Here is a 26,827-nt window from a genome sequence, read left to right on the forward strand (position 1 = left end):
TCAAGACAGGAGTTTCCTATGCAGCAGGCAAGACGCAGAGAGCAAGAGCCGGAGCGGCTGGACACGGAGCGGTTTGCACCTGCCAATCGAAGGCGGCTGAGCCCGCCGGCGTTGCGAACCTTTTTGGCGATCGCCGATCTCTGGGGGCTCACCGAAGAGCAGCGTTTGCTCGTGCTCGGCTATCCCTCCCGCTCGACCTATCACAGCTGGGCAAAGCAGGCGCGTGAGCACGGCGCTTTTACCCTCGACGTCGATGCACTGACCAGGATCTCCGCCGTGTTCGGCATCCATCAGGCGCTTGGCGTGCTGTTTGCCGACGAACGCGCCGGTATCGCCTGGCTGCGCACGCCGCATCAGGCGCCGGTTTTCGGCGGCCATCCGCCGCTCGATATCGTCACAAGCGGAACTCAGGACGGGCTGATGACCGTGCGCCGGTTTCTGGACGGCGCGCGCGGCGGGCTCTACATGCCGCCCAATAGGCTCGACGAGGCCTTCACGCCTTACGAAGACGCGGACATCGTCTTCCGGTGAGCGATCGTTTTGCCGAGGCGCCGCATCCGTCCCATCGGCTGATCCCGTCGCAATTTCCGCCGATCGGTCTGTTCGATACGGTGACGAGGGCGGCGGATCTCGAAGCCGTGATGGAACTTGTGGGATGGACCAATGATCGGCTCGTGGCCGACCGCCTTCGGCGGCTTCCCGAAAACGAGTGGGTCTACGGCAGTCCGAACGCCAGTATCGTGATGGCGGCGTTCCTCCATGTCGCACCCGGCGGCATGCGCTTCAACGGGCCCGATCTCGGCGCCTGGTATGCCGCCGACAATCTGAAGACAGCCGCGGCTGAAGTCGGCCATCATCTCCGGCGCGAGGCTGTGGCGCGCGGGGCGGCGACGATGGCGCGCACCTATCGCAGCTACGCCGCCACCCTGATCGGCGACTATCTCGACATTCGCGGCGAACAGGCGCTGCGACCGGATGTCTATGACGGCACGAGCTATGCGGCGTCGCAGGTGCTCGGCGAAGACGTGCGCTCGAGCGGCGGTGCCGGCATCCTCTATGACAGTGTGCGGCTGAGAGGCGGGGTGAACGTCGCGGCGCACCGGCCGAGGAATATCCGCGATGTGCTGCAGGCAGATCATTTCGAAATCACCGTTTTCGCCGCCGACCGGCGCATCGATGTCAGGAAGCTGGCAGTCCGGCGGCGACCGACTGCCGCAAGGTAGACGTTAAACCGGCAGGCGCTCGGCCCATGCCTTTGCCGTCTTTGCCATCGTCGCGAGGTGATCGGCAGCGGAGAAACCGGAAATTTTCTTGCGCGGCTTCAGGTCGTGATCCCCGTCCTCGAGCCAGAGGACCTCGATCCTGTCGGAGAGGTCGTAGCCCGGCACTTCGTCCTTCGTGCCGAACTCGTCGCGTGTTCCCTGGCAGATCAGTGTGGGCGTCTTCAGGCCCAAGAGATGGCTGGTGCGCAGCTTGTCCGGCTGGCCGGGTGGATGGAAGGGATAGCCGAGGCAGAGCAGGCCGGCGATCCTTCCCCTGTCATAGAGACCGTCGGCGACCATGCTCGCAACCCGTCCGCCCATCGATCTGCCGGCGATGATGAGAGGACCGCCAGCGTCGAGCGCGGCAATCGCCGCCTCATATTCGGGGTTAAGGGTTTCGGCGCGCGGCGGCGGCTTGCGCCCTTCCGCAGTGCGGCGGGCGGCCATATAGGCGAATTCGAACCTGGCGACGCGAAAGCCGACGCCGGCAAGCGCGTCGGCCGCCGCTGTCATCGAAGCCGAATCCATCGGCGCGCCGGCGCCATGGGCAAGAAGGATGGTGAAGCGCGCATCCTGCGGCCCCTGCAGCAAAAACCTTTCAAGCATCGGCAATCCTCCATCCGCCGCCGGAACCGTGTCGGCAGCCCGGGCTTCTTCCCTGGAAAGGAGACAGACAATGTCGACGAATGATGAAAACGTAAAGCCCGAGCAGCGCCGTCCCAAGGACGTCAATGCCGTACCCGGCAAGCCGGAACCCGCCGACGCCGAATCGATGGCCCCGCCGGCCGTGCAACCGGCTGGGGAGGGCGATAAAAGCGAGCGGCCGGTGGTCAATCCGGTGACCGGCGCCGCCCTTTAGCGGCCGCTCGCTAAAGATGATGCAAAAACCCCTTGAAACGGCGAATGCAAGCGTCCATATAGCGGCTCTGCCTGAAAAATGGATGCGCCCGGTATCGACGTCGTCGAGCTGTTCGCTGTCCGACAGGATAAGGGCGCTCCCCGCAAGGGTCGAGCGCCCTTTTTGCTTTTCCGACGTCGCGTGGAATCACGGCTTGGGTTTGCATTGGTGGCGATAGCGAGCAACTCCCACCATAATCTATAGAGCACTTCGGAATCCCGAAATTGGCTGCGTCGTTGAAATCGTTCAATTTTATTCCACGGGCACATGGCTGAAAAGGCGTCGAATTTCGGAATCCCGAAGCGGGCGGATTTCGGGAGTCCGAAGTGGGATTTTTTTCGCGCCGGTGTTCTCGCTGAGCGAGGATTATCCCATCTCCCGCGTGCTCGCCGTCAGAAAATCGATGAAGGTACGGACCTTGGCCGAGAGATATTTGCGGCTCGGATAGACGGCGTAAAGCGTGCTGTTGAAACCGAGCATAATGGCCGGCAGCACGATCTCCAGGCGGCCTGCCTCGATATCCTGCTCAGCCATCCATGTCGGCAGGAAGGCGAGGCCCATGCCGCGCAGGGCCGCCAGGTGCATAATTGTCTCGTTGTCGCTCTGCATCACCGTGCGGAAGGTGATCTTGTGTGGTCCGTCCGGACCTTCCAGCGACATGCTTTCCCCAAAATTGACACCGGAGTAGCGAAGCAGTGCGTGGCCGTTGAGCTCGCCGACGTTTCGGGGCCGCCCGGTTCGCTCGAGGTAATCCGGCGAGGCCATGAGACGGAACTGCACGTTCGTCAGCGGGCGGGCGACGAGGCCCGGATCGAGCCGGTCCTGCGACGTTGCCCGCAGCGCCAGATCGAAACCTTCGTCAACCAGGTTGACCAGCCGGCCGCTGAGATCCAAGTCCAGGCAGACATCGGGGTAGCGCCGGTTATACGCTGTCAGCATGTCGGTAAAATAGTTGGTTGCCGCCCAAACCGGCGCACTCAGTTTCAGCATGCCGCGGGGAGCGACCGTCACATTCCCGATGGCGTCTTCCACCTCGTCCAGCCGTTCGAGCATCTCCCTGGTCTGGTTGAAGTAAAGCCGCCCTGTCTCCGTCAGGCTGACGTGCCGGCTGGTTCGGTTGAGCAGCCGCGTGCCCAGCCGGTTCTCGAGCTGCATCACATGCTTGCTCGCCATTGCCGGTGAAACGCCCAGGCGATCGGCAGCAGCGGTGAAGCTTTTCAGTTCGGCGACGGTGCAAAACACCCGCAGGCTCGTCAACGTATCCACTGATCATCAACACCCAGGAAATGGTTCTTCAATATCTGCCACGTTGATCAATAATGGAGAAAAAATCAAAATCTTCCTATCGAAGCGCTGCCCAATGCTCGCGACAATGATGCCCAAGGACAATTCCGGTGACAAATTCCAGACTCCCGACTTATTTCGTCAGCCATGGCGGTGGTCCCTGGCCCTACATGACAGGAGAATTCCGTCGCAACTTCGACGTGCTCGAACGGTCGCTGGTCGACATGCGCGCTGAACTCGGCGATGCGCCGAAGGCGATCCTCGTGGTCTCGGGGCACTGGGAAGAGGAAGGTTTTGTCATATCGTCGGGCGTCAAGCCGGGCATGGTCTACGACTATCACGGCTTTCCCGAACACCTCTATCACATCACCTACAATGCCCCCGGTTCGCCTGATCTCGCAGACCGCGTGCAGCATCTGCTGCGGGCGAGCGGCATCGAAGCGGCGCTCGATCCGACGCGTGGTTACGATCACGGCACGTTCAGCATCATGAAGCCGCTCTATCCGGAAGAGAACATCCCTGTCGTGCAGCTTTCGCTGGATGCGGGTTATGATCCGGCGCTGCACATCAGCGTCGGCCGGGCGCTGGCGCCCTTGCGTGACGAGGGCGTCCTGATCATCGGCAGCGGTCTCAGCTATCACAATCTTTCGGCCATGCGCGGCACCGGCGGATATGAGCCGTCCCGCCGCTTCGACGCCTGGCTTCAGGAAACACTGGTTCACGCAGCCTGCGACAAGCGCACCGAGCGGCTGATCGAATGGCAGCAGGCGCCGGCCGCCCGGGCGGCGCATCCGCGCGAAGACCACCTCATCCCGCTGATGGTGGTCGTCGGCGCCGCCGAGAACGAAGCCGGCGCCACCACCTATCACCAGAAGGATTTTGCCGGCGGGCTCACCGCATCGAGCTTCCGTTTCGGCCGCGCCCCCTCAACCCCCCGATCACATGGAGATGCGCAATGACCGGCGAAATCTTCAAGCCGTCTTCGCCATGTCGATAAGGCTCTGGAAAGAAACCAGGAACTCAGAAGGCGGCCTCCGCCGCCTGACCTCCCATCAACCTCTTTGGAGAAACTCGATGATCAATACCGGCAAATGGACGCCATACATTCTCGCACTTCTGCGCATCATGGCGGCCTTACTCTTCCTCGAACATGCCACAATGAAGTTTCTGCAGTTTCCGGGTCCGATTCAAGGCGTACCCTATCCGCTGCCCGCCCTCCTGCTGGTTGCAGGCGCAATCGAGGTGATCACCTCTGCTCTGATGCTCGTCGGATTTCAGACGCGCATCGCCGCATTCATCGCGTCGGGCGAAATGGCTGCCGCCTACTTCATGGGCCACACGCCGTATGGCTTCTGGCCGGCGCTGAACATGGGCGAAGGTGCCATTCTGTTCTGCTTCATCTTCCTCTACATCGCCTTTGCCGGCGGCGGAGCCTGGACGCTCGACAACGCGCGTCCCCCCGCCACGGCCTGAGACGGCATCATCCGGGAACCGCCTGTGCCCGGCAGCCGGGCATAGGCGCAAACGAAACGCTAGAAAATCTGGAGGCGCAATGAAAGCGGCACTTCTGAAATCCTATGGTGATGTCGATCGGTTCGAAATCGCGGATCTTCCGGCGCCGAAGCCCGGACCGGGCGAAGTCCTGATCAAGATCGAGGCATCCGCCGTCAACCCCTTCGATCTCATTCTCCGCCAGGGCTTCATGGCGCAGTACATCCCGCTTCCACTGCCGGCCGTGCTCGGAGGTGACGCCGCCGGCACCATCTCGGCACTCGGCGAAGGTGTGACCGGTTTTGCGGTCGGCGACCGGGTGGTCGCCGATTTTGCCGCAAACGGCAGAGGCGCGCATGCGGAATTTGGTGTCGTTCCCTCGACATCCATCGCAAGGCTGCCGGCCGCACTCGGCTTCGAGCAGGGCGCCTCGCTGGTCAAGGCAGGTCTTACCGGCAGGCAGACCGTCGAAGCGCTCGGCGTCAAGGGCGGCGACCGGGTTCTCGTTTCCGGCGGCCTCGGCACGGTCGGACGGTCCGCCATCCAATATCTCAAACAGATCGGCGCCAGGCCGGTTGCCGGCGTCCGGCCCGAGCGGCTGAACGAAGGCCAGGAGCTGGCGGGCGAAGCGCTCGACATCACGGTTCCCGCCGCAAGCCCGAGTTTCGATTATGCGATCAGCACCGCCGGCCCCGTGGTCGGCAACCTCATCGGTCATGTCCGCGACGGTGGCACAGTTGCGAGCATCGTTCCGGTGCCGGAAGGCGCCAACGCCGGAAACCGCGTTATCATCCGCGAACTCTACCATCGCACCGACGCGGCCATGCTTGACGCTGTTCTGGCGTCCGCCGCCAGCGGTGACTTGGTGATCCCGATTTCCCATACCTTCACCCTGGAGCAGATCGGCCTTGCCCAGAACGCGGTTGCGGCAGGTGCTCCCGGGAAGGTCGTTCTCAAACACTGAAAAGCAGACAAGCGGCACCGCATCACGCGAACGGTAGCACCGGCATGACGATCTTCATGCCGGTCGTTTCGGTCGCTTAGGTGGTTTTCTGTTCCATTCCTCCTCAAAGGCGGATTTTTCCCGCCGGTCCTGTCGATTTTCGCATCTGAGGATCGTCTTCCTAACGATGTGCTGGAAATCCGTTGCGATCGCGGCACATCCTTTGAGCGCCCGAGACGCGCGACGACAGAAGGAGGATACGTGATGGATGATCAGCAGCTGGTACCCGCCGCCGTACTCGCGGCCAAGAATGGCGTTCGTTTCCCGAATGAAAGCGAGCAATATCGTATCGCCCGCGACGCGCTGCTGGCCGAGGAGATCGAATTGCGCCGCCATATCGAGCGCGTGGCGAGACAGCGCCGGGCGCTGCCGCCGGGCGGCGAGGTGAAGAAGGATTATCGCTTCGAAGGCGCCGGCGGGCCGATATCCTTCAGCGAACTCTTCGCCGGCAAGGACACGCTGATCGTCTACAGCTACATGTTCGGCCCTGAACGCGAGCGTCCATGCCCGATGTGCACCTCGCTGCTGTCGGCCTGGGATGGCGAGGTGCCCGACATCCAGCAGCGCGCCGCCCTTGCGGTCGTTGCACGCTCGCCGATCGGAAAGCTGCTTGCCTTCAAGAAGGAACGCGGCTGGCATCACCTGCCGCTCTATTCCGACACGACCGGCGATTACAGCCGCGACTACCACGCCATCGGCAAAGGCGGCGGTGATGACCCTGCCTACAACGTCTTCACGCGGCGCGACGGCACCATCCGCCACTTCTGGAGCCAGGAAATGGGCGACGTCACCTCCGATCCCGGCGAGGACCCGCGCGGCGCACCCGACCTGATGCCGCTCTGGACACTGATCGACACGACGCCGGAAGGCCGGGCGCCGGACTGGTATCCGAAGCTGTCCTACTGACGGTTTTAGCGCGTGCTGCGTCAGCCGGTGGAGCGGTTTCTGGAGGTCTCGATCCATTCGAGATTGGTGACCGAAGCCTCCGGCAGCAGCGATGGATCGAGATCGTAGACATAGCCGCTCAGCATGTCGGCGGCCCGTTCGGCCGCCTTGATCTTCGCCTCGGTTTCCGCGACCGCCTTGGAGATCGCTTCGATGCGGGCGCGGAACATATGGGCGAGCACATCGCGGCCGGACTGCTTTTCCAACCGCTCCAGATGCAGGCCCACGCGTGAGGCGTGGCGTTCCAGCTCGCTCTTGCTGAACCGCGCCTTGCGTAGTTCCTCGGAGAGGCTTTCCTGCATGACGGCGACCGGATCGAAACTTCCCGGCGCCCGCTCGTCGAGCACGGCGTCGGTCACGAGCTTCTCGATCATCACAAGCGCCTGCAGCTCGGCCGCATCGGCGAACTCGACGTCATAGCCGGTGTCGTCATAGACCTTACGGCGGACCGGATCGAGCAGCAGCGCATAGGCCTTCTGCAGATTGTCGAAGGCTTCCGTATCGCCGCCCGAATCAGGATGGGCGACTTTGGCAAGGCGCCGATAGGCAGCCTTCAGCTTCGCCTCGTCCGCATCGCGTTCAACGCCGAGAATATCGTATGGATCCGTCACACCTGCTCCCTTGCCGCCCTGGATGTCACGGGCAGTCTAGGTCTTCTTCTGCATCAGAAGGGCAAAGTTTAGACCGAAAGCAGGAATGGCGTCCATGGCCTGATATCGCGACCGGCGCTGCGAGTGCCCCGATTTGTTCCGAAATCGATTGAGTTCTCAAACCATTAACGTAAAATCAGTGGGTGGCGATCGAGATAAGATAACATCCGGCCTCGCCGTCGATATCAAGCGCGATTGCCGTCATATCCTCGATCAGCAGCGCGTCGCCGGCTGCAAGCGTCCCGGTCTCGCCGGACCGGCGGAATGACACCGTGCCGCGATGGCAGAGGAACAGGCATGTCGGCGATGGCAATGGCACGGGTGTGGCGCCGTCGATGTCGATTCGCGTGAGGCTATGGGTGAGACCGCCCCGGCGCGTCATGACGTTGAGGTCGGTGATCGCGCCGTCTTCGAGCCTTGCGATGACGGGGATATCGGCCGGGAAGGCAAGGGGGGCGCTTTCCGTCGTTAGCAGCGCCGGCGTGCGGCCGTCGATCTCGAGCAGCATGCCGTTGCCGTCGAGGACCGCCAGCGTCCGGTCGATGCCCGGGAAAATCGAAAATGGCCCGTCCTCTGCGACCGCTGCCATGCTGACGCGCCAATCGAAATCGTCGATCGAGGCAGCAGGCGGAGAGGCGGCGATCTCCACCGTCTCTCCTTTGCCGTTCTTCCACGGCATGCGTTTGTAATCGCCGGCGCGCAGGATCTTCACGAGGCTCAGTTCCCGAGAATGCCGGGCAGGCGCAGACCCTTGTCCCGGGCGCAGTCGAGGGCGATATCGTAGCCGGCATCGGCGTGGCGCATGACGCCGGTCGCCGGGTCGTTCCAGAGCACACGCTCGAGACGCTTTGCCGCATCGTCGGTGCCATCGGCACAGATGACGACGCCGGAATGCTGGGAGAAGCCCATGCCGACGCCGCCGCCATGGTGAAGCGACACCCAGGTGGCGCCGGAGGCGGTGTTGAGCAGTGCGTTCAGCAGCGGCCAGTCGGAGACGGCGTCGGAGCCGTCCTTCATCGCCTCGGTTTCGCGGTTCGGCGAGGCGACGGAACCGGAGTCGAGATGATCACGGCCGATGACGATCGGGGCGGAAAGTTCGCCGTTTTTGACCATTTCGTTGAAGGCCAGCGCCAGGCGGTGGCGGTCGCCGAGACCGACCCAGCAGATGCGCGCTGGCAGGCCCTGGAAGGCGATGCGCTCCTTGGCCATGTCGAGCCAGTTGTGCAGGTGGGTATTGCCGGGGGTCAGCTCCCGCACCTTGGCATCGGTCTTGTAGATATCCTCCGGATCGCCGGACAAGGCGGCCCAGCGGAAGGGGCCGATACCGCGGCAGAACAGCGGTCTTATATAGGCCGGCACGAAACCGGGGAAGGCGAAGGCGTTTTCCAGGCCTTCTTCCTTGGCGACCTGGCGGATGTTGTTGCCGTAGTCGAGGGTCGGGATGCCGGCGTTCCAGAAAGCGATCATCGCCTCGACATGTTCGCGCATCGAAGCGCGCGCGGCCTTTTCCACCGCCTTCGGATCGCTTTCGCGCTTGGCCTTCCACTCAGCCATCGTCCAGCCCTTCGGCAGATAGCCGTTGATCGGGTCGTGGGCCGAGGTCTGGTCGGTGACGATGTCGGGGCGGATACCGCGGCGGACCATTTCCGGCAGGATTTCGGCGGCATTGCCAAGCAGGCCGACGGATTTGGCTTCGCCGGCCTTGGTCCAGCGGTTGATCATCTCGAGCGCTTCGTCGAGCGTCTCGGCCTTGGCGTCGAGATAGCGGGTGCGCAGGCGGAAATCGATCGAGTCGGGGTTACATTCGACGGCGAGGCAGCAGGCGCCGGCCATGACGGCGGCGAGCGGCTGGGCGCCACCCATGCCGCCGAGGCCGCCGGTCAGGATCCATTTGCCCTTGAGATTGCCGTCGTAGTGCTGGCGGCCGGCCTCGACGAAGGTCTCGTAGGTGCCCTGGACGATGCCCTGCGTGCCGATATAGATCCACGAGCCGGCTGTCATCTGGCCGTACATGGCAAGGCCCTTCTTATCGAGCTCGTTGAAATGATCCCAGGTCGCCCAATGCGGCACGAGGTTGGAATTGGCGATCAGCACCCGCGGCGCATCCTTGTGGGTGCGGAAGACGCCGACCGGCTTGCCGGATTGCACCAGCAGCGTCTCTTCTTCCGTCAGCGTCTTCAGCGTCGCGACGATGCGGTCGAAGTCCTCCCAGGTACGGGCGGCCCGGCCGATGCCGCCGTAGACGACGAGCTCGTTCGGATTTTCGGCGACGTCGGGATCGAGATTGTTCATCAGCATGCGCAGCGGCGCTTCGGTCATCCAGCTCTTGGCATTGAGCTCGTTGCCGCGGGGCGCACGGATTTCGCGGATATTGTGGCGTGGATTGCTCATGGCGGTTCCCCTGTCGAGTGATCGTTATCGTTTCAGGCCTGGCGCGATCTGCTCGATGCGCACCAGAATGTCTTTGAGATGGACGCGAAGCCTGTCCGCTTTCGTAGTGTCGTAGGCAAATGGCGGCGCCTCGCTCTGCAGATGGGTCGATTGCGCGAGCTCCATCTGGATCGCATGCACGCCGGTCTCGGGCCGGCCATAATGGCGGGTCGTCCAGCCGCCCTTGAAGCGGCCGTTAAGCACGCTGTCATAGCCTTCTGCGGCTTCGACGCCGGTCAGCGTCGCCTGCTCGATGGCGCCGTCGCATGTCCTGCCCATATCGGTGCCGATATTGAAATCCGGCAGCTTGCCTTCGAAGAGGAAGGGAATGTGCGAACGGATCGAGTGGCAATCATAGAGGATCGCCACGCCATGCATCGTTCTGACGCGCTCGATTTCGGCGGCAAGGGCGGCATGATAGGGCGCATGAAAGTCCGTCAGCCGCGCCGCGATATCGGCCTCGTCAGGCGCCTGCCCATCCTTCCAAATCGCCTTGCCGTCGAAGTCGGTTTCCGGGACGAGGCCTGTGGTGTTCTGGCCAGGATAAAGGCTGATGCCCTGGGGATCGCGGTTGGCGTCGATCACATAGCGGTGGAAGGTGGCGCGCACGGTCGTGGCGTCGGACAGCAGGCCATCATAGAGCTCATGGATGTGCCAGTCGGTATCGGCGAGGATCCGGCCATTGTCGTTGAGGCGATCGTAAATCGCCGGCGGCACGTCGGTGCCGGTATGGGGGAAGGCGAGGATGACGGGGGAGGTGCCTCGATGGATTTCATATGGTTCGGTCATAAGCAAAGAGCTCCGGCGTCTCGGGGTACCGAGTGCAGATACATCGCGATCAGCCCTCCAAAACCGGCAAGATGCCTGACGAAACCGAGGCGTTCAGCGCGCCCGTCGCCACCAGTTCGGTGGCGGCGGCGAGGTCGTCTGCCATGTAGCGGTCGACGTCCAGGCTCGGCACCTGCCTGCGGATTGCCGCGATCGCCTTCAAAAGCTCCGGGCTCGTTGCGAGCGGCGCGCGCAGTTCGACGCCCTGGGCGGCGGTCAGCGCCTCGATGCCGATAATGCCGAACAGGTTTTCAGTCATCTGCAGGAGGCGGCGGGCGCCGTGGCAGGCCATCGAGACGTGGTCTTCCTGGTTGGCCGAGGTCGGCGTCGAATCGACCGAGGCGGGGTGCGACATCTGCTTGTTCTCAGACATCAGCGCCGCCGAGGTGACCTCGGCAATCATCAGGCCGGAGTTCAGGCCCGGCTTCCTGGCGAGGAAGGCCGGCAGGCCGTAGGAGAGCACCGGGTCGACCAGCAGCGCGATGCGGCGCTGCGAGATCGCGCCGATCTCGCAGACGGCGAGGGCGATCTGGTCGGCGGCGAAGGCGACCGGTTCGGCGTGGAAGTTGCCGCCCGATACAACCGAATTGTCCGACAGCACCAGCGGATTGTCGGTGACCGCATTGGCCTCGATCTCCAGCGTGCGGGCGACCGAGCGCAAGAGGTCGAGGCAGGCGCCGTCGACCTGCGGCTGGCAACGGATGCAATAGGGATCCTGCACGCGCTCGTCGCCCTCGATGTGGCTCTGGCGGATGACCGATTGTTCGAGCAGGGCGCGAAGGGCTGCAGCCGTGTCGATCTGGCCCTTATGGCCGCGCAGCGTGTGAATATCCGGATGGAAGGGCGCCGAAGAGCCCATGGCGGCATCGGTGGACATGGCGCCGGTGATCAGGGCCGCCTGGGCGGCGCGATGGGCGCGGAAGAGGCCGGCGAGCGCCAGTCCGGTCGAGGCCTGGGTGCCGTTGATCAGCGCCAGACCCTCCTTGGCGGCGAGCACGACCGGCTTCAGCCCGGCTCTTTCCAGAGCGTCAGCGCCGGAAAGGCGATCGCCGGCGAAGAAGGCTTCGGCCTCGCCCATCATCACGGCGGCCATATGGGCGAGCGGCGCAAGATCGCCAGAGGCGCCGACCGAGCCCTTTTCCGGGATCAGCGGGATGACGCCCCTATCAAGCATGCCTTCGATCAGCCGCACCAGTTCCAGCCGCACACCGGAGGCGCCGCGGCCGAGTGAGACCAGCTTCAGCGCCATGATCAGCCGGACGACATTTTCCGGCAGCGGCGCGCCGATGCCGCAGCAATGCGACAGGATGAGATTGCGCTGCAGCGTGGCGACGTCGGCGCTGTCGATCTTGATCGAGGCGAGTTTGCCGAAGCCGGTATTGATGCCGTAAACCGGCGCATTGCCGGCGGCGATCTCGGCGATGCGGGCGGCGGCCTTGGCGATACCGGCATCGAAGGCGGGATCGAGCCTTGCCGGCTCGCCGGTCCAATAGATGCTTTCCAGATCCTTGAGCGAGACGGAGCCCGGGTGGAGCGTAATGGTCATCGACCGTTCCTTTCGCCTTTGAAGACGCGTGTATGAAGCGGGTTGAAGCCGATGCGGTAGACGAGCTCGGCAAGGCTCTCGATATTCCAGACGGCGAGATCGGCGGATTTGCCGGCTTCGAGCGTTCCGGTCTCGCCGATGAGGCCGAGCGCGCGGGCTCCTTCGCGGGTGGCGCCGGCGATGCATTCCTCGACGGTGAGGCCGAACAGCGTCGCCGACATGTTCATCGTGAGCAGCATCGAGGTGAGCGGCGAGGTGCCCGGATTGCAATCGGTGGCGATCGCGATCGGCACGCCCGCCCGGCGCAGCGCCTCCACCGGCGGCTTCTGCTTTTCATGAATGGCGTAGAAGGCGCCGGGCAGCAGCACGGCGACGGTGCCGGCGGCGGCCATTGCCGCAACGCCTTCCTCGTCGAGATATTCGAGGTGATCGCAGGAGAGCGCGCCATAGGCGGCCGCCAGCTTGGCGCCGCCGAGATTGGAGAGCTGCTCGGCATGCAGCTTGACCGGCAGGCCGAGCGCCTTCGCCTTGTCGAAGACGCGGGCGATCTCGGCCGTCGAAAAGGCAATGCCTTCGCAGAAGCCGTCGACGGCATCGGCAAGGCCGAGATTATACATGTCGTCGAGACCGGGCAGCACGACATCGTCGAGATAGTCGCCGTTGCGGCCCTTATAGTCGACAGGCGTCGCATGCGCGCCGAGATAGCTGGTGGCGACGCGGACCGGCCTGACATGGCCGAGCAGGCGGGCGCTCTGCAGCATCTTCACTTCGCCGGTTCGGTTGAGACCATAGCCGGATTTGATCTCGATCGTCGTCACGCCTTCGGCCAGCAGCGTATCGAGCCGCGGCAGCGCCGTGGCGACAAGCTCCTCGACCGACAGGGCATTGGTTGCCTGAACGGAGGAGACGATGCCGCCGCCGGCCCGCGCAATCTCCTCATAGGTCGCGCCTTCGAGCCGCATCTCGAATTCGCGGGCGCGATTGCCGCCGTGAACGATATGGGTGTGGCAGTCGACGAGACCCGGTGTCACCCAGCGGCCTTCGAGATCGATGATGTCCGAGCGTTCGATCGCCGATGCCGGCAGCTCGCTTTCGGCGCCGGCAAAGGCGATGCGGCCGTATTCGATCAGAACGGCGCCCTTTTCGATGATGCCGAGCCCGGCTTTGTCAGGTGCGAGGGTCGCTAGGCGCGCATTGCGCCACAGCGCCGGCCTGACGTCGGCGGATGCGGCCTCTTCAGAAAAATTGTTCCCGGTCATCAGCTTTGCGCCTTTCCTTATGCTGAAACATGTATATACATAATAAGCAGGTGACAAGCGAAATTTTGCGCGCTCTTCTGGAAAAGAAAGATCGGCGGCGCGGCAGAAGGGGAGAAAAGTCCATGACTACACTTCACGCAGGCACGGCGCTGACGCCGCAAGGCTGGCAGAAGGACGTGCGGCTGACGCTCGAGGCCGGGCGCATCGCCCGGGTCGAGGTGGGGGTTGCCGCTGCGCCCGGCGATGAGCGCCATGCTCTGATCGTCCCGGCCATGGGCAATCTGCACAGCCACGCCTTCCAGCGGGCAATGGCCGGTCTTGCCGAGGTGCGCGGTCCTGCAAACGACAGCTTCTGGAGCTGGCGCACGGTCATGTACAAGTTCGCTTTGGCGATGACGCCGGAGCATGTCGAGGCGGTCGCAGCCAAGCTCTATGCGGAGATGCTGGAGGCAGGCTTTTCCCGGGTTGGCGAGTTCCACTATCTCCATCATGATAAGGACGGAGCGGCCTATGCCAATATTGCCGAGCTCGCCGAACGTATCGGTGCGGCGAGCCTGGAGACGGGCATCGGTCTGACCCTGCTGCCGGTCTTCTATGCCCATTCCGGTTTCGGTGGTACGGCGCCGATCGACGGCCAGCGGCGCTTCATCAATTCGCTCGAAAGCTTCGAGAGGCTGATGGAAGGATGCCGGGCGGTGATCGGCCGGCTCGATGGCGCCGAGCTCGGACTGGCGCCCCACAGTTTGCGGGCGGCAACCCCGGAGGAACTGGCCAGGGTCGTGCCGTTGGCGGGCGAGGGCCCTATCCATATCCATGTTGCCGAGCAGGTGAAGGAGGTCGAGGACTGCGTCGCCTGGTCGGGCGCGCGGCCGGTCGAATGGCTGCTCGATCACATGCCTGTGGATGCGCGCTGGTGCCTGATCCATGCGACGCACATGACCGAGGACGAGACGCGGCGGATGGCGAAAAGCGGCGCGATTGCCGGCCTCTGCCCGATCACCGAGGCCAATCTCGGCGACGGCGCCTTTGCCGCGCCACTCTTCCTTGAGGAGGGCGGGCGTTACGGCATCGGCTCGGATTCCAACGTGCGGATCTCCCTGCCGGAGGAACTGCGCCAGCTCGAATATTCGCAGCGCCTGGCGCTGCGCGCCCGCAATGTCGTGGCCGCGCCCGGCGGTTCGACGGCGCTTTGCCTGTTCAACCAGGCGCTTTGCGGCGGCGGTGCGGCGCTGAAGGCCCCGGCGGGTATCGCCGAGGGCCGTCATGCCGATTTCGTTTCGCTCGATACGTCGGCCGTTTCCTATCTCTCGGGTGACCAGATCCTCGATCACTGGCTGTTTGCCGGCGGCATTTCCGTCGATTGCGTCTGGGCGCGCGGCCGCAAACAGGTGGAGGGCGGTCGCCATCTCAAGCGTGACGCCATCGATCGTCGATTCCTTGCTGCGATGGGTGAGTTGCTGGCTGCCTGAAAAAGCGCTTTTCACGGTGGCGCATTCGATCTAGATCGGAAAACCAAATCGGAACGTGGCGATGAATCAAAGCAGGGATACCACCTTGCATCAGCGCATCCTGGGCGACATCGAGGGCCGTATCGTCTCGGGCGAATGGCCGCCGGGGCATCGCATTCCTTTCGAGGTCGATCTCGCCACGCAGTATGACGTCTCGCGGATGACGGTGAACAAGGTGCTGACCCAGCTCGCCAAGGCCGGCCTGATCGAGCGCCGCAAGAAATCCGGCAGCTTCGTCACCCAGCCGCAGGCGCAATCGGCGGTTCTCGAAATCCACGACATCAAGGCCGAGGTGCAGTCGCTGAACCTGCCCTATTCCTATGCGGTGTCGAAGAAGGCGAGCCGCAAGGCCAAGGCGGAAGACAGCCGCCGGCTGGAGCTGCCGGTCGGGTCCTCGGTCGTCGAGGTCGTCTGCATCCACAATGCCGGCGCACGGCCCTTCTGTTTGGAGGAGCGGCTGATCAGCCTTGCGACCGTGCCGGAGGCGGCCGATGCCGATTTCCTGACGGTGGCGCCGGGGCCGTGGCTGCTCAACCAGGTGCCGTGGAGCACCGCCGAACACCGGATCCACGCCGTCTCCGCCAGCGCCGAGGTGGCGGCCGTCCTCGACATCGCCCGCAACACCGCGTGCCTGGTGGTGGAGCGCCGCACCTGGAGCGGCGCCGGCCCGGTGACCCACGTGCGCTTCACCTATCCCGGCGATCGTCACGCGCTGGTGGCGCGATTCACACCGGCGTCGCAATAAACTACAGGTTCCATATACAAGGTAACGATTGTTTTAATCTTCGAACATCTTGCCGCTGCGCGCCTCGAGCCGGTAGCGATAGCCGGGATAGACGAGGCGGGCGGTCGAGACCACCTGTTTGGCCGACCATGTGCGCCGGCGGATCGTCAGGCAGGGCTCGCTCTTCAGGATGGTCAGGAGCTTGCATTCCCAGGCCTGCGGCATCGCCGCCTCGACGACGTGCTCGGAGCCGCTGAGCGGGGCGGCGGCCGTCAAATAAGCGTTCGGCGTCAGCGTCGTGAAGTCCTGCTCCAGATATTCGGGAGCGGCCTCCGGATGGACGAACCGGTCCTCGATCTGCACGGGAACGCCGTTTTCGCTGTGCACGATCAGCGAGTGGAAAACGGCCGCGCCGATTGCCAGTTCCAAGGCGTCAGCAATCTCGGGAGAGGCGGTTTCCCGGGCCAGAACGACGACAGTGGCCTCGTGGATATGACCGCGTTCGGCGATCTCCTCGGCGATGTTGCGCACCTCGAACAGCGCTGAATAACCTTTGCGCTCGGCCACGAAGGAGCCGACGCCCTGGATGCGGACGAGTTCGCCTTCGTTGGCAAGCTCGCGCAGTGCCCGGTTGGCGGTCATCTTGCTGACGCCGAGTTCGACGACCAGTTCGTTTTCCGACGGCACGCGGTATTTCGGCGGCCATTCGCCGCTGTGGATGCGGTCGAGGATCACCTGCTTGACGCCGGCGTAGAGCGGCGTGCTGTCATTTCCCGCCAGGTCGCGCTTCATTTCGCCGGAACGCTTCATTGCCTATTCCTTTTGCACGGATGCAATTTGCCACATAAACGACTTTCCTCTTGCATATCACAAAATATCTCATATGGTACCATATACAACCTCCCAATCGGTCCTGGACACAAAAATAGGACGGAAAGGGCAAGCCGGCGAAGATCGGCGTGGCGCCGCAAGGTCTGTTTCAACTCCAGAGGAGAATTCATCAATGAAATTCAGCACAATCCTGTTTTGCGGCGTCGCCGCTCTTTCCGCCTTTGCTGCCCCCGCCTTTGCCAAGGACTGGACGAAGGCGACCATCACGCTTGAAGGCGCCTATGCGCCGTGGAACCTCACCAATGCCGACGGCACGCTCGGCGGCTTCGAGCCGGAGCTTGCCAAGGTGCTGTGCGAACGCGCCAAGATCGAATGCACGCTCGTCGCTTCCGACTGGGACGGCATGATCCCGGCGCTCAATGCCGGCAAGTTCGACGTCATCATGGACGCGCTGTCGATCACCGAGGAGCGCAAGCAGGTCATCGACTTCACCGTTCCCTATGCCGCGACACCCGCCGCCTTCGCCGCCGCCAAGGACAGCCCGCTGGCGAAAGCCGCCGGCACCGGCGCCACGATCAAGATGACGCCCGGCCAGACCGGCGTTAAGGAGATCGACGCGCTGAAGGAGGCCTTCAAGGGCAAGACGATCGGCATCCAGGCGGCGACCGTCTATGCCAAGTTCGTCTATGACAATTTCGGCGACATTGCCGAGATCCGCGAATACAAGACCGGCGCCGACCGCGATCTCGACCTGCAAAACGGCCGCATCGACCTCGGCTTCGATGACGCCGTCTATTTCGCCAATGCTTTCCAGGCCGCCAACGGCGCGCTCGACTTCACCGGTCCGGAGATCGTCGGCTCGATCTGGGGCGAGGGCGAGGGCCTCGGCGTCCGCAAGGCCGACACCGATCTGCGGGACAAGTTCAACGTGGCGATCAAGTCGGCGCTCGCCGACGGCACGGTCAAGAACCTTTCGATGAAGTGGTTCAAGGTCGACGTCAGTCCGCAGCAGTAATCGCTTCGGCCGTTTGGCCGCAGGCGCCGGTCTCCGGCTTTATCGCCGGAGACCGCGTGTTATTCTCGATCGACAAGAACACTGCCACGGACGGGGAACGACGCTATGGCAACCTTGGAACTGCTTGGCTTCGGCTCGACGGGATGGGGCGCGCTGCTCATTCTCGCCGCCTTGATGACGCTGGCCGTCACCGCGACGGCGCTTGCGATCGGCGCGGTGCTCGGCGCCATCGTCGCGGGTGCGAAGCTCTCCGGCAATCCTCTCCTCGTCGCCTTCGGCAATGTCTATACGACCGTCTTTCGCGGCGTGCCGGAACTGCTGATCATCTATCTCATCTATTTCGGCGGTTCCTCCGCCGTCACTTCGATCGGCAAGGCGATGGGCTACGAGGGTTTCCTCGGCCTGCCTTCTTTCGCCGCCGGCGCGCTTGCCGTCGGCATCATCTCCGGCTCCTATCAGGCGGAGGTGTTCCGCGGCGCCTATCTGGCGATCGCCAAGGGTGAGCTCGAAGCCGCTTCGGCGATCGGCATGAATCGCGGCATGCGCTTCCGCCGCATCATCATCCCGCAGGTGCTTCGCTTCGCCATTCCCGGCCTCGGCAATGTCTGGCAGCTTAGCCTCAAGGATTCGGCGCTGATCTCCGTCACCGGCCTTGCCGAGCTGATGCGCACCAGCCAGGTGGCGGCGGGTTCGACCCGGCAATATTTTCTGTTCTTCATCGCCGGCGGCTGCCTCTACCTGATCCTGACCAGCCTTTCCGACCGCATCTTCAACGGCGCGGAACGCCGCGCCAATCGCAGCATGCCGGCCTCCGCCATGGGCCAGGCGTAAGGGGACGACGATGGATTTCACCTTTCTCGCCTCGACCATGGTGACGCTGCTGAAAGCCGTGCCGACGACGCTGATCCTGTTTTCGCTGTCGATCTTCTTCGGCGGTCTGCTGGCGCTGGTCATCGTCACGATGCGGGTCAGCGGCAACCGCTATTTGTCGGGTTTCGCCAAGGGCTATATCTTCGTCTTTCGCGGCTCGCCGCTCTTGATCCAGATGTTCCTGGTGTTCTACGGCCTCGGCCAGTTCGGCGTCATCCGCTATTCCTTCCTCTGGCCGTTCCTGCGCGAGCCGATGGTTTGCGCCGTGCTGTCGCTGGCGCTCTGCACCGCCGGCTACACGGCGGAGATCTTTCGCGGCGGCATCCGCGCGGTTTCGCCGAAGGAGATCGAGGCGGCCCGTTCGATCGGCATGTCCGGCTTCCTGATGGTGCGCCGCATCCTGGCGCCGATTGCCTTCCGCCACGCGCTGCCGGCCTATTCCACCGAGATCGTGCTGATGATGAAATCGACGGCGCTCGCCAGCCTCGTCACCGTCTGGGAGGTCACCGGTGTGGCCCAGCGGCTGATCTCGCAGACCTACCGCACGATGGAAGTCTTCCTCTGCGCGGCGATCATCTATCTCGTTTTGAACTTCATCATCCTGCAGGGCATGGCTCTGCTCGAATATTCGCTGTCCCGACACCGCCGTGCGATCCCGCAGGCGCTGAAGGCCTAGGCGGAACCTGAATCGATTGGAGCAACCATGCCAGGCGTAACCCGACTTTCGGTCCGCAATATCCGCAAGAGCTTCGGCACGCACGAGGTGCTGCGCGGCATTTCCCTCGATGCTGAGGACGGCGACGTGATTTCGCTGCTCGGCGCCTCCGGCTCCGGCAAATCGACCTTTCTGCGCTGCATCAATCTGCTCGAAACCGCAAGCGACGGTGAGATCTGGGTCGATGGCGAGCACATCGAGATGGTTCACAAGAACGGCAAGACAAGGCCGGCCAGCCAGAAGCAGGTCGACCATATCCGCTCCGAACTCGGCATGGTGTTCCAGTCCTTCAATCTCTGGTCCCATATGACGATCCTGCAGAACGTCATCGAAGGGCCGATCCATGTGTTGAAGCGGCCGCGCGCCGACTGCATCGCCGAGGCCGAAGCGCTGCTCGAAAAGGTCGGCATCGCAGACAAGCGCCATGCCTATCCCGCCCATCTCTCCGGCGGCCAGCAGCAGCGCGCCGCAATCGCCCGCGCGCTGGCGATGAAGCCGAAGGTCATGCTGTTCGACGAGCCGACCTCGGCGCTCGATCCGGAACTCGTCGGTGAGGTCCTGCGCGTCATGCGGGCACTTGCCGAGGAAGGCATGACCATGCTCGTCGTCACCCATGAGATGAGCTTTGCCCGCAACGTCTCGAACCGCGTCGTCTTCATGCGCGAGGGGCTGATCGAAAGCAGCGGCAAGCCGGACGAGATGTTCACAACAGGCGCGACCCCCGCCTTCCGCCAGTTCATCGGCCATTTCGGGACAGGTCAATGACGATCATCATCGATAGAGTGCTGACCTGGCGCGATGTCGCGCGCGTCGGGGCAGGGGAAGCTCTTGCGCTGTCGCCGGCCGCCTGGGCGCGCGTCGAGCAGGCAAGCCGCATCGTCGCCAGCATCGTCGAAACCGGCGTACGCGCCTATGGCGTCAACACCGGCGTCGGGGCGCTGGCCGATACCGTGGTCGATCGCGCCTCGCAGAGCCTGCTGTCGCGCAGCATCGTGCTCAGCCACGCCTGCGGTGTCGGGCCGTTGCTTGATGCCCGCGCCGTGCGCGCCATCATTGCCGCTCAGATTGCCAATTTCGCCCATGGCCATTCCGGCGTGCGGCGCGAGATCGTCGAGCATCTCACCGCCCTGCTGGCGCATGATTGCATTCCCGACGTGCCGTCGAAAGGCTCGGCGGGTTACATCACCCACAATGCCCATGCGGCGCTCGTCCTGATCGGCGAAGGCAGCGCCATGCTGGGCGGAGAACGCATGAGCGGCCGCCAGGCACTTGCGGCGATCGGCCTCGAACCGCTGGTGCTCGGCGCCAAGGAGGGGTTGAGCCTCGTCAACGGCACCGCCTGCGCCACCGGCCTGGCCGCCACGGCACTTATGCGCGCCGAACGGCTGCTCGACTGGGCCGATGCCATCGCCGCGCTGACGCTGGAAGCGGCGGGTTGCCAGATCGCCGCCTTCGACGAGGCGGTGCTGGCGCTGCGCCCATCGGCGGGAATTGAAAAGGTGGGAGCGTCCCTTCGTGCCCGCCTTCGCGGCAGCGGCCTTGTCGCCGCCGCCTTCGGCCGGCGCACCCAGGATGCGCTCAGCCTCCGTTCGGTGCCGCATGCGCATGGCGCCGCCCGCGACGTCTTCGACAATTCGGCTCGCATCGTCAACCAGGAGCTTGCTTCAGTGACGGACAATCCGGCCGTCTCGGGCACGCCGGAGCAGCCGATCGTCTCCTCCGAGGCCCATGCCGTCGCCCCGGCGCTCGGGCAGGCGGCTGACAGTCTCGCCATTGCACTGGCGCAGATCGGCGCGATCAGCGAAAGGCGCATGGACCGGCTGGTCAATCCGCTGGTGAGCGGCCTGCCGCCGTTTCTCGCGAGCGACGCCGGCAGCCATTCCGGCTTCATGATCGCGCAATATACCGCCGCCGCGCTGAGCAATGAAAACCGCCGCCTTGCCGCGCCCGCGGCGATGGACGGCGGCCTGACCTCCGGCCTGCAGGAGGATTTCCTCGCCCATCCCACAGCCGCCGCCGGCAAGCTGCTCGCGGTCATCGACAATGCCGAATATATCCTGGCGATCGAGCTGATGACCGCCGCCCAGGCGCATGATTTTCTGGCGGCGACAGCGCCCCGGGCGGCCGGGACGGATCTGGTCTATCAGGCCGCGCGGGAGCATATCTCCCATTATGGCGACGAGCGGCCGCTCAACGGCGATATCGAGGCGGTGCGCAGCCTGGTCCGCGAGACTGCGCCGCCACCGATGAATTGAATCGGGCTGACCGTCAGAACGGCTTGCTGGTGTCGGAATCCTGCTTCAGCTTTCCGCCAGCCTCGAGGCGTTTGAGGCATTGGGCGAAGGTGGGGTAGAGCTGGTCTACCCGCGAGAGTGGCAGCGTCCAGTCGCCCTCGTCGCCGGCAAAGGTCAGCTGCACATCAGGGGTTCCGGCAAACGAATTCTTGATGATCTTCTTCAGTCCAGCGCTTCCCTTGCTGCCCACTGGCCAGAGGCGAAGCGTATTCTTGTCGAAAAACTCGGCCGCGACCACCTTCGTCACTTGGCGATCGGTGAGCGTCACCTCGGTTTTGGCATCGGCTGGAATGTCCCATGTAGTCTTGGCAACGAGCCAGAAGGTCTCGCTCGCGCTCTGGCGGAATTCCATGGTCTTGCCGATCTCGCTGTCCCAGCGCAGGCGGCAGTAGGCAGGCTGTTCGTTGGCATAGCCCACCGACCATTGTCTTGCGCCGCCCATCCATTCGGTCTCGCCGGAGGCGGAAGCCGGCTGCAGGGCGGATGCCAGCAGAACCATCGCGGTCAGAATCTTCATCGCCGAAACCTCCAGGCCAATCGGCTTCAGCCATAGCAAAAGAAGGTTGAGCTTTTGCTACCGATGGTTTGGAAACCAGGCGGCGAGCGGCTCCTCGACGGCCGCAAGGTCTTGAATTTTCGCCTCGCCTTGCCGATTTGGCAGGTGAGGACATGATGCGAAGGGAGCTCGACGGCAGGCATGACGGAGGTTCGACGAAGCGGTTTCCTGGCGAGGCTCAACGCCTATGAGCCACTGACCCTGATCATGCTGGCATCGGTCGCCGGCGGGCTGTTCGTGCTGCAGCGGCTGACGAGCGAGGTACTCGAGGGCGAGACCTTTGGTTTCGACCAGGCGATTCTGCTGGCGCTGCGGCGGGCGGATGATCTTGCCGTGCCGATCGGTCCGGCCTGGCTGACCCACGCTGTCGACGACATCACCAGCCTCGGCGGCATCACCGTCCTGGCGCTGCTGACGGTTCTCATCACCGTCTATCTCTTGCTCGATCGGCGCTGGCCGATCGCGATCTTCGTCTTTTCGTCTGTGCTATCGGGCTGGCTGGCGAGCACGCTGTTGAAGATCCTCGTCGCGCGGCCGCGTCCGGATGTCGTGCCGCATCTGATCGAGGTCAGCGATCTCAGCTTTCCCTCCGGGCACGCCATGGTCTCGGCGGTGACCTATCTGACGCTCGGGGCGCTGGTGGCGCGCACCCAGCGGTACCGCTCGACGCGGATCTTCGTCATGGGCGTCGGCGTCTTCCTCGCCGTCATCATCGGGTTCAGCCGGATCTATCTCGGCGTCCATTACCCCACGGATGTTTTTGCTGGATGGTGCGCCGGGGCACTGTGGGCGCTCGGCTGCTGGCTGATCTCGAAGAGGTTCGTCCCGAGCCGTGCGCCTGACGATGGCGTCGAGACTGCAAATGGAGACAACACATAGCTCAATGCGGCTCAACCGCATGAATGTGGCGCCGTGCTGGCGGCGCCACAGGTGCTTGAGGGCTTAGGTTCTGCCGCTTTCGTTGAAAGCTGAACCGCTTTAGGTGCGCGGCTTCAGATTTTCCGGGTCGTAGATCGGCTTGTATCCGACGCCGACAACCTCCACCGGGTAGCTCTCGGCAAAATACTCGATATTCAGCTTGCGTCCGACCTGGCAATGCGACCACGGCAGATAGGCCAAAGCAATGTTCTTGCCGACCGTCGGTCCGTAGGCGATCGAGGTCGTGTAGGACCGGCGGCCGAGTTCGTCGACCAGAACCTCTCCAGTGGCGGGATCGACAACCGGCAGGTTGCCGAGAGGATAACGCTTCACGCCTGTCTTGTCGGTATTCTCGGTCATCACGAGCGTGCACAGCATGGCCGGCTGGTGCTCGCGCGCCTTGTATTCCAGATGTTTTGCCTTGCCGCGGAAATCGGCTTCCTTGACCTTAGGTCGGGCGAGATCGGCTTCGATCAGATTGTACTGGGTCAGCAGGTCGGCGTTCTGCAGGCGCAGGCTCTTCTCCATGCGGCGCGAATTCGCATAGGTCTCGACGCCGAAGGCCATCACGCCGGTCGAGCGCAGCGCATCCCAGACGGCGAGGCCGTCCTCGTACTTCATGTGCAGTTCCCAGCCCTGCTCGCCGACATAGGAGATGCGGAAGGCGGTGACGGTCTTGCCTGATATTTCGATCGGCTTGATCGCCGCAAAGGCGAAGTTTTCCTGATCGAGCCCGGCCGGATCGGCCACGACCTTCTTCAGCGTCTCGCGCGCGTTCGGACCCCAGATGCCGATCGTCACGAATTTTTCCGAGACGTCGGTGACGGTCACGTCAAGGCCGCGGTCTTGAGCGACGCGCTTCATATAGTGCAGGTCGCGCGGGCCGGCATCGGCGCCGTTGACGAGACGGCAGCGGTCGGCCATGCGGAAGACGGTGAAGTCGGCGCGCACCATGCCTTCGTCGTCGAGGAAATGGGTGTAGACGCCCTTGCCGATGTTGGCATCGCCGCCGATCTTGGCAGCGCACAGCCATTCCATCAGTTCGACATGGTCGGGTCCTTCGATATCGACCATGTGGAAGTGGCTGAGATTGACGATGCCGCAATCCTCGCTCATCGCCAGATGCTCGGCATTCGAGACGCGCCAGAAATGGCGGCTGTCCCATTCGTTCTCGCGAACCGGCACGCGGTCACCGTATTTTTCCAGAAGGTGCTCGTTGGCGGCGTAGCCGTGCGCACGCTCCCAGCCGCCGAGCTCCATGAAGTAGCCGCCCAGCTCCTTTTCGCGCTCGTAGAAGGGCGAGCGCTTGACGTTGCGGCCGGAGGCATAGGGTTCGCGGGTGTGGACAGCCGGGAAATAGATCTTCTGGGCGGCTTCGAAGCAGCGGCCTTCAATGAACTCTTCCGTCAGCTGATGCGGATAGAAGCGGGCGTAATCAATGCTGTTGTGGTCGATTTCGGTCCGACCGTCGGTCATCCAGTCGGCGATCAGCTTGCCATAGCCGGGGCCATCCTTGACCCAGATGGCGACGCAATACCAGAGGCCGCGCACCTTCTGGCTCTCGCCGCAGGATGGACCGCCGGCGGCGGAAACCTGCAGCAGACCGTTGAAGGAATGGCCTTCGTTATAACCGAGTTCGCCGAGGATCGGCGTCAGTTCCATGGCGCGCTCGAGCGGCTCGATGATCTGTTCCATCTCGAGATCGCGCTGCGACGGCGAAAGGCGGGCTTCGTGTTTTTCGAGAAGCTCGCGCGGATGGCACATGCGCGGATTGTTGGCTTCGTAATAGCCCCACTCAATCTGGCCGCCTTCGGTCGTCGCCGGGTCGCCGGTATCGCGCATATAGGCGGAGTTGCCCTGGTCGCGCAGCAGCGGGAAGCCGATCTCCTTGCCGGTGCCTTCGAACTCGTTATAGGGACCGAAGAAGGTCAGCGGGTGATCGACCGGCATGACCGGCAGGTCTTCGCCGACCATCTCGGCGATCAGGCGTCCCCAGAGGCCGGCGCAGACGATGACGTGGTCGGCCATGATGGTGCCGCGATGGGTGACGACGCCCTTGATGCGGCCGCCTTCGACGATCAGCGACTTCGCCGGGGTATTGCCGAAGACCTGCAGCTTGCCGGCCTTTTCGGCGGCGTCGACCAGTTTGCCGGCAACGGTCTGCGAGCGCGGAATGACGAGGCCGGCATCCGGATCGAAGAGGCCGCCCATCACCTGATCTTCCTCGATCAGCGGGAACTTCTTCTTGATCTCGGCAGGGCTGACATAATGGGCGCGTGTGCCGAAGGCGCGGGCCGAGGAAAGCTTGCGCTTGATTTCCTCCATCCAGGCATGGTCGCCGGTACGCGCCACTTCGAGGCCGCCGATGCGGGCGTAATGGCCCATTTTCTCATAGAAATCGATCGAATATTGCGTGGTCCAGACCGACAGATAGTCGTGGCTGGTGGTGTAACAGAAGTCCGAGGCATGGGCTGTCGAGCCGATGTCGGTCGGTATGCCCGACTTGTCGATGCCGACGATGTCGTCCCATCCGCGCTCGACGAGATGATGAGCGATGGAGGCGCCGACGATGCCGCCGAGCCCGATGATGACGACCTTTGCCTTTTCCGGAAATGCTGCCACGTGCTGTTCCTTCTATTTCCGCACGAATTAAAACTACCTAGCCGCGCTTGGCTTACGCTTCGCGTGAGATGCAGGAGTCATGTCAGCCTCGTGAGCGTGTCACATTTGCCGAAGCTGCAAAACCCCAGACCTCTCCCTCTCGAAGCTGGATAAGCCATTATGCATAAGGCTCACAATCGTCATTGGTCCTACGCCGTCGAGTAACGGCGTAATTGCGTCAGCCCGGATCGAGGCTGAAATTATTCCCGATAGAGCTCGCACGCCCGGATCACGACGCTGAAATCGCCTCGAGCCGGTCGATGTCCCCCAGCACGATATCTTCGGAAACAGGTTCGCGATTGTGCAGTCGGAACCATTCGGCCGCTTCGCGCACGCGATCCCCGTGCGGCGAGGGATAGGCGCCCAGCCGGAGAACCCACTCGCGCACGGTCTCGCGCTCCATCCGTCCGGCCCGATATCGCTCGCAGACGGTTTTCGCCGAGGCGACGAGATCATTGATGCTTTTCACGGGACTGTCCCTCAATGCACGGAAGGCTCTTCATCGTCGAGGAAGGATCGAATGCCGTCCCGCGCCACGACCGCCAGGAATTCGTCGAAGGCTTCACGGTCGGTCGCGAACGGCTCGTCCCACTGGATCAGATCCTCCGCCTGGGTGACGACTTCCATCGTCCAGTCTCCGTTGCTGCCGGCGGTTCGAAAGATATCGACGAGCACCGTAACCCCGTCATCGGTAAATTCCCCCGCCAATTCGGAGTGCTCAAGCTTCTGTTTCTTTGCCATTCAACCGCCAGCGCCGGGAGGGGCGTCGTTTTTGAGATGCTCTTCATATTGGACCGTCTCGGTCTCGTCCGTGTCTATAGAAGCCGATGGCGATCTTGCCAAGCGAACGCCGGCGCCGCCGCCATCTTCCGGGATAAACAGCACGCCTGCATCTTCCAGGCTGCGCCTCATGGCCTGGAGAGTTTTCTCATCAGGGAGATGCGCTCCCGCCTCGAAACCGGCAATCGTCGCCTTGTCGATCTTCGAAGCTGAAGACAGGTCGTCCTCAGACCAGGCGATGAGTGCCCGCGCGGCGCGGCACTGGGCTGGAGATAGATACAAATCACTACCTTGCATCGAAATTCGATTCTTGCTCTGGGTCAGCAATACAAAGATGTAACCGCAGCAGAAGAAAGCAA

29 protein-coding genes are annotated in these 26,827 nt (G+C 63.3%); 15 read left to right on the top strand and 14 right to left on the bottom strand.

Annotated features, from left to right (window positions below):
* The first annotated feature begins 18 nt into the window (after positions 1–18).
* Both J7U39_RS22845 and J7U39_RS22850 read left to right on the top strand, forming a co-directional pair.
* Entirely contained in the window at positions 19–531 is a 513-nt protein-coding gene (locus J7U39_RS22845; RefSeq protein WP_210632531.1) for an MbcA/ParS/Xre antitoxin family protein, read from the top strand.
* A complete protein-coding gene (locus J7U39_RS22850; protein ID WP_210632533.1) occupies positions 528–1,223 on the top strand; it encodes an RES family NAD+ phosphorylase in 696 nt (231 codons plus the stop codon). Before J7U39_RS22845 ends, J7U39_RS22850 begins: the two co-directional genes overlap by 4 nt.
* Before the next feature lie 3 nt (positions 1,224–1,226).
* Here J7U39_RS22850 and J7U39_RS22855 read toward each other — a convergent pair whose 3' ends face one another.
* Positions 1,227–1,868, bottom strand: a complete 642-nt coding sequence (locus J7U39_RS22855) for an alpha/beta family hydrolase (protein ID WP_210632539.1) — start codon at positions 1,866–1,868, stop codon at positions 1,227–1,229.
* 70 nt (positions 1,869–1,938) lie between these two features.
* On the opposite strand from J7U39_RS22855, the gene J7U39_RS22860 reads away from it, so the two are divergent.
* Complete coding sequence (locus J7U39_RS22860) at positions 1,939–2,121, top strand: hypothetical protein (RefSeq protein WP_085780917.1); 183 nt, start codon at positions 1,939–1,941, stop codon at positions 2,119–2,121.
* 405 nt (positions 2,122–2,526) lie between these two features.
* Here the strand turns inward: J7U39_RS22860 and J7U39_RS22865 are convergent, their stop codons facing one another.
* Positions 2,527–3,426: a LysR family transcriptional regulator gene (locus J7U39_RS22865; RefSeq protein ID WP_210632540.1), complete on the bottom strand. Its 900-nt coding sequence runs from the start codon at positions 3,424–3,426 to the stop codon at positions 2,527–2,529.
* A 128-nt stretch (positions 3,427–3,554) separates the two neighbouring features.
* Between J7U39_RS22865 and J7U39_RS22870 the strand changes: the two genes are divergently transcribed.
* From J7U39_RS22870 to J7U39_RS22885, 4 genes are all read left to right on the top strand, one after another.
* Positions 3,555–4,403, top strand: coding sequence for a class III extradiol ring-cleavage dioxygenase (locus J7U39_RS22870; protein WP_210632541.1), 849 nt, complete (start codon positions 3,555–3,557; stop codon positions 4,401–4,403).
* A gap of 115 nt (positions 4,404–4,518) precedes the next feature.
* Positions 4,519–4,917, top strand: a complete 399-nt coding sequence (locus tag J7U39_RS22875) for a DoxX family protein (protein WP_086083302.1) — start codon at positions 4,519–4,521, stop codon at positions 4,915–4,917.
* 79 nt (positions 4,918–4,996) lie between these two features.
* The gene (locus tag J7U39_RS22880; RefSeq protein ID WP_210632542.1) at positions 4,997–5,899 is read left to right on the top strand and encodes an NADP-dependent oxidoreductase; all 903 of its coding nucleotides are present in this window, start codon (positions 4,997–4,999) and stop codon (positions 5,897–5,899) included.
* A 243-nt stretch (positions 5,900–6,142) separates the two neighbouring features.
* Entirely contained in the window at positions 6,143–6,844 is a 702-nt protein-coding gene (locus tag J7U39_RS22885; RefSeq protein ID WP_210632544.1) for a DUF899 family protein, read from the top strand.
* A gap of 20 nt (positions 6,845–6,864) precedes the next feature.
* Here the strand turns inward: J7U39_RS22885 and J7U39_RS22890 are convergent, their stop codons facing one another.
* The 6 genes from J7U39_RS22890 to hutI form a co-directional block, all read right to left on the bottom strand.
* Positions 6,865–7,494: a J domain-containing protein gene (locus tag J7U39_RS22890; RefSeq protein ID WP_011427926.1), complete on the bottom strand. Its 630-nt coding sequence runs from the start codon at positions 7,492–7,494 to the stop codon at positions 6,865–6,867.
* A 175-nt stretch (positions 7,495–7,669) separates the two neighbouring features.
* Positions 7,670–8,245 (bottom strand): HutD family protein, encoded by a 576-nt coding sequence (locus J7U39_RS22895; RefSeq protein ID WP_210632546.1) that lies wholly within the window; start codon positions 8,243–8,245, stop codon positions 7,670–7,672.
* Between the two features lie 5 nt (positions 8,246–8,250).
* Complete coding sequence (gene hutU, locus J7U39_RS22900; RefSeq protein WP_210632547.1) at positions 8,251–9,924, bottom strand: urocanate hydratase; 1,674 nt, start codon at positions 9,922–9,924, stop codon at positions 8,251–8,253.
* Between the two features lie 24 nt (positions 9,925–9,948).
* Entirely contained in the window at positions 9,949–10,752 is an 804-nt protein-coding gene (gene hutG, locus J7U39_RS22905) for an N-formylglutamate deformylase (RefSeq protein ID WP_210632548.1), read from the bottom strand.
* 49 nt (positions 10,753–10,801) lie between these two features.
* Entirely contained in the window at positions 10,802–12,337 is a 1,536-nt protein-coding gene (gene hutH, locus J7U39_RS22910) for a histidine ammonia-lyase (protein WP_210632549.1), read from the bottom strand.
* Positions 12,334–13,596: an imidazolonepropionase gene (gene hutI, locus J7U39_RS22915; RefSeq protein WP_210632551.1), complete on the bottom strand. Its 1,263-nt coding sequence runs from the start codon at positions 13,594–13,596 to the stop codon at positions 12,334–12,336. Before hutI ends, hutH (J7U39_RS22910) begins: the two co-directional genes overlap by 4 nt.
* Before the next feature lie 122 nt (positions 13,597–13,718).
* Here hutI and J7U39_RS22920 point away from each other — a divergent pair, with 122 nt between their 5' ends.
* Both J7U39_RS22920 and hutC (J7U39_RS22925) read left to right on the top strand, forming a co-directional pair.
* On the top strand, positions 13,719–15,065 hold the full coding sequence (locus J7U39_RS22920; RefSeq protein ID WP_210632553.1) for a formimidoylglutamate deiminase: 1,347 nt from the start codon (positions 13,719–13,721) through the stop codon (positions 15,063–15,065).
* Positions 15,066–15,126: 61 nt separating this feature from the next.
* Complete coding sequence (gene hutC / locus J7U39_RS22925; RefSeq protein ID WP_168296484.1) at positions 15,127–15,849, top strand: histidine utilization repressor; 723 nt, start codon at positions 15,127–15,129, stop codon at positions 15,847–15,849.
* Positions 15,850–15,882: 33 nt separating this feature from the next.
* Here the strand turns inward: hutC (J7U39_RS22925) and hutC (J7U39_RS22930) are convergent, their stop codons facing one another.
* Positions 15,883–16,638, bottom strand: coding sequence for a histidine utilization repressor (gene hutC / locus J7U39_RS22930; protein ID WP_168296485.1), 756 nt, complete (start codon positions 16,636–16,638; stop codon positions 15,883–15,885).
* Positions 16,639–16,831: 193 nt separating this feature from the next.
* Here hutC (J7U39_RS22930) and J7U39_RS22935 point away from each other — a divergent pair, with 193 nt between their 5' ends.
* The 5 genes from J7U39_RS22935 to hutH (J7U39_RS22955) all read left to right on the top strand — a co-directional run bounded on the left by J7U39_RS22935 (position 16,832) and on the right by hutH (J7U39_RS22955) (position 21,514).
* Positions 16,832–17,674: a transporter substrate-binding domain-containing protein gene (locus J7U39_RS22935; RefSeq protein WP_168296486.1), complete on the top strand. Its 843-nt coding sequence runs from the start codon at positions 16,832–16,834 to the stop codon at positions 17,672–17,674.
* 105 nt (positions 17,675–17,779) lie between these two features.
* Positions 17,780–18,505 carry an ABC transporter permease subunit gene (locus tag J7U39_RS22940; protein ID WP_168296487.1) on the top strand — a complete coding sequence of 242 codons (726 nt, stop codon included), beginning with the start codon at positions 17,780–17,782 and terminating at the stop codon, positions 18,503–18,505.
* 10 nt (positions 18,506–18,515) lie between these two features.
* Positions 18,516–19,220: an ABC transporter permease subunit gene (locus J7U39_RS22945; RefSeq protein ID WP_168296488.1), complete on the top strand. Its 705-nt coding sequence runs from the start codon at positions 18,516–18,518 to the stop codon at positions 19,218–19,220.
* 27 nt (positions 19,221–19,247) lie between these two features.
* Positions 19,248–20,024, top strand: a complete 777-nt coding sequence (locus J7U39_RS22950; RefSeq protein ID WP_040111353.1) for an ATP-binding cassette domain-containing protein — start codon at positions 19,248–19,250, stop codon at positions 20,022–20,024.
* Positions 20,021–21,514 (top strand): histidine ammonia-lyase, encoded by a 1,494-nt coding sequence (hutH, locus tag J7U39_RS22955; RefSeq protein ID WP_210632554.1) that lies wholly within the window; start codon positions 20,021–20,023, stop codon positions 21,512–21,514. Before J7U39_RS22950 ends, hutH (J7U39_RS22955) begins: the two co-directional genes overlap by 4 nt.
* A 13-nt stretch (positions 21,515–21,527) precedes the next feature.
* On the opposite strand, the gene J7U39_RS22960 is transcribed toward hutH (J7U39_RS22955), so the two are convergent.
* Positions 21,528–22,070, bottom strand: coding sequence for a hypothetical protein (locus J7U39_RS22960; RefSeq protein WP_210632556.1), 543 nt, complete (start codon positions 22,068–22,070; stop codon positions 21,528–21,530).
* 180 nt (positions 22,071–22,250) lie between these two features.
* Here J7U39_RS22960 and J7U39_RS22965 point away from each other — a divergent pair, with 180 nt between their 5' ends.
* Positions 22,251–22,988 carry a phosphatase PAP2 family protein gene (locus tag J7U39_RS22965; RefSeq protein WP_210632558.1) on the top strand — a complete coding sequence of 246 codons (738 nt, stop codon included), beginning with the start codon at positions 22,251–22,253 and terminating at the stop codon, positions 22,986–22,988.
* Positions 22,989–23,087: 99 nt separating this feature from the next.
* Here the strand turns inward: J7U39_RS22965 and J7U39_RS22970 are convergent, their stop codons facing one another.
* The 4 genes from J7U39_RS22970 to J7U39_RS22990 all read right to left on the bottom strand — a co-directional run bounded on the left by J7U39_RS22970 (position 23,088) and on the right by J7U39_RS22990 (position 26,750).
* Positions 23,088–25,649, bottom strand: a complete 2,562-nt coding sequence (locus J7U39_RS22970) for an FAD-dependent oxidoreductase (protein ID WP_210632559.1) — start codon at positions 25,647–25,649, stop codon at positions 23,088–23,090.
* Between the two features lie 268 nt (positions 25,650–25,917).
* Positions 25,918–26,157, bottom strand: a complete 240-nt coding sequence (locus tag J7U39_RS22980) for a hypothetical protein (protein WP_210632561.1) — start codon at positions 26,155–26,157, stop codon at positions 25,918–25,920.
* An 11-nt stretch (positions 26,158–26,168) separates the two neighbouring features.
* Positions 26,169–26,429, bottom strand: a complete 261-nt coding sequence (locus J7U39_RS22985; RefSeq protein ID WP_210632563.1) for a hypothetical protein — start codon at positions 26,427–26,429, stop codon at positions 26,169–26,171.
* Positions 26,430–26,750: an XRE family transcriptional regulator gene (locus tag J7U39_RS22990; protein ID WP_210632647.1), complete on the bottom strand. Its 321-nt coding sequence runs from the start codon at positions 26,748–26,750 to the stop codon at positions 26,430–26,432.
* Positions 26,751–26,827: the final 77 nt, after the last annotated feature.

The sequence above is a fragment of the Rhizobium sp. NLR16a genome (genome assembly GCF_017948245.1).
GTDB lineage: Bacteria > Pseudomonadota > Alphaproteobacteria > Rhizobiales > Rhizobiaceae > Rhizobium.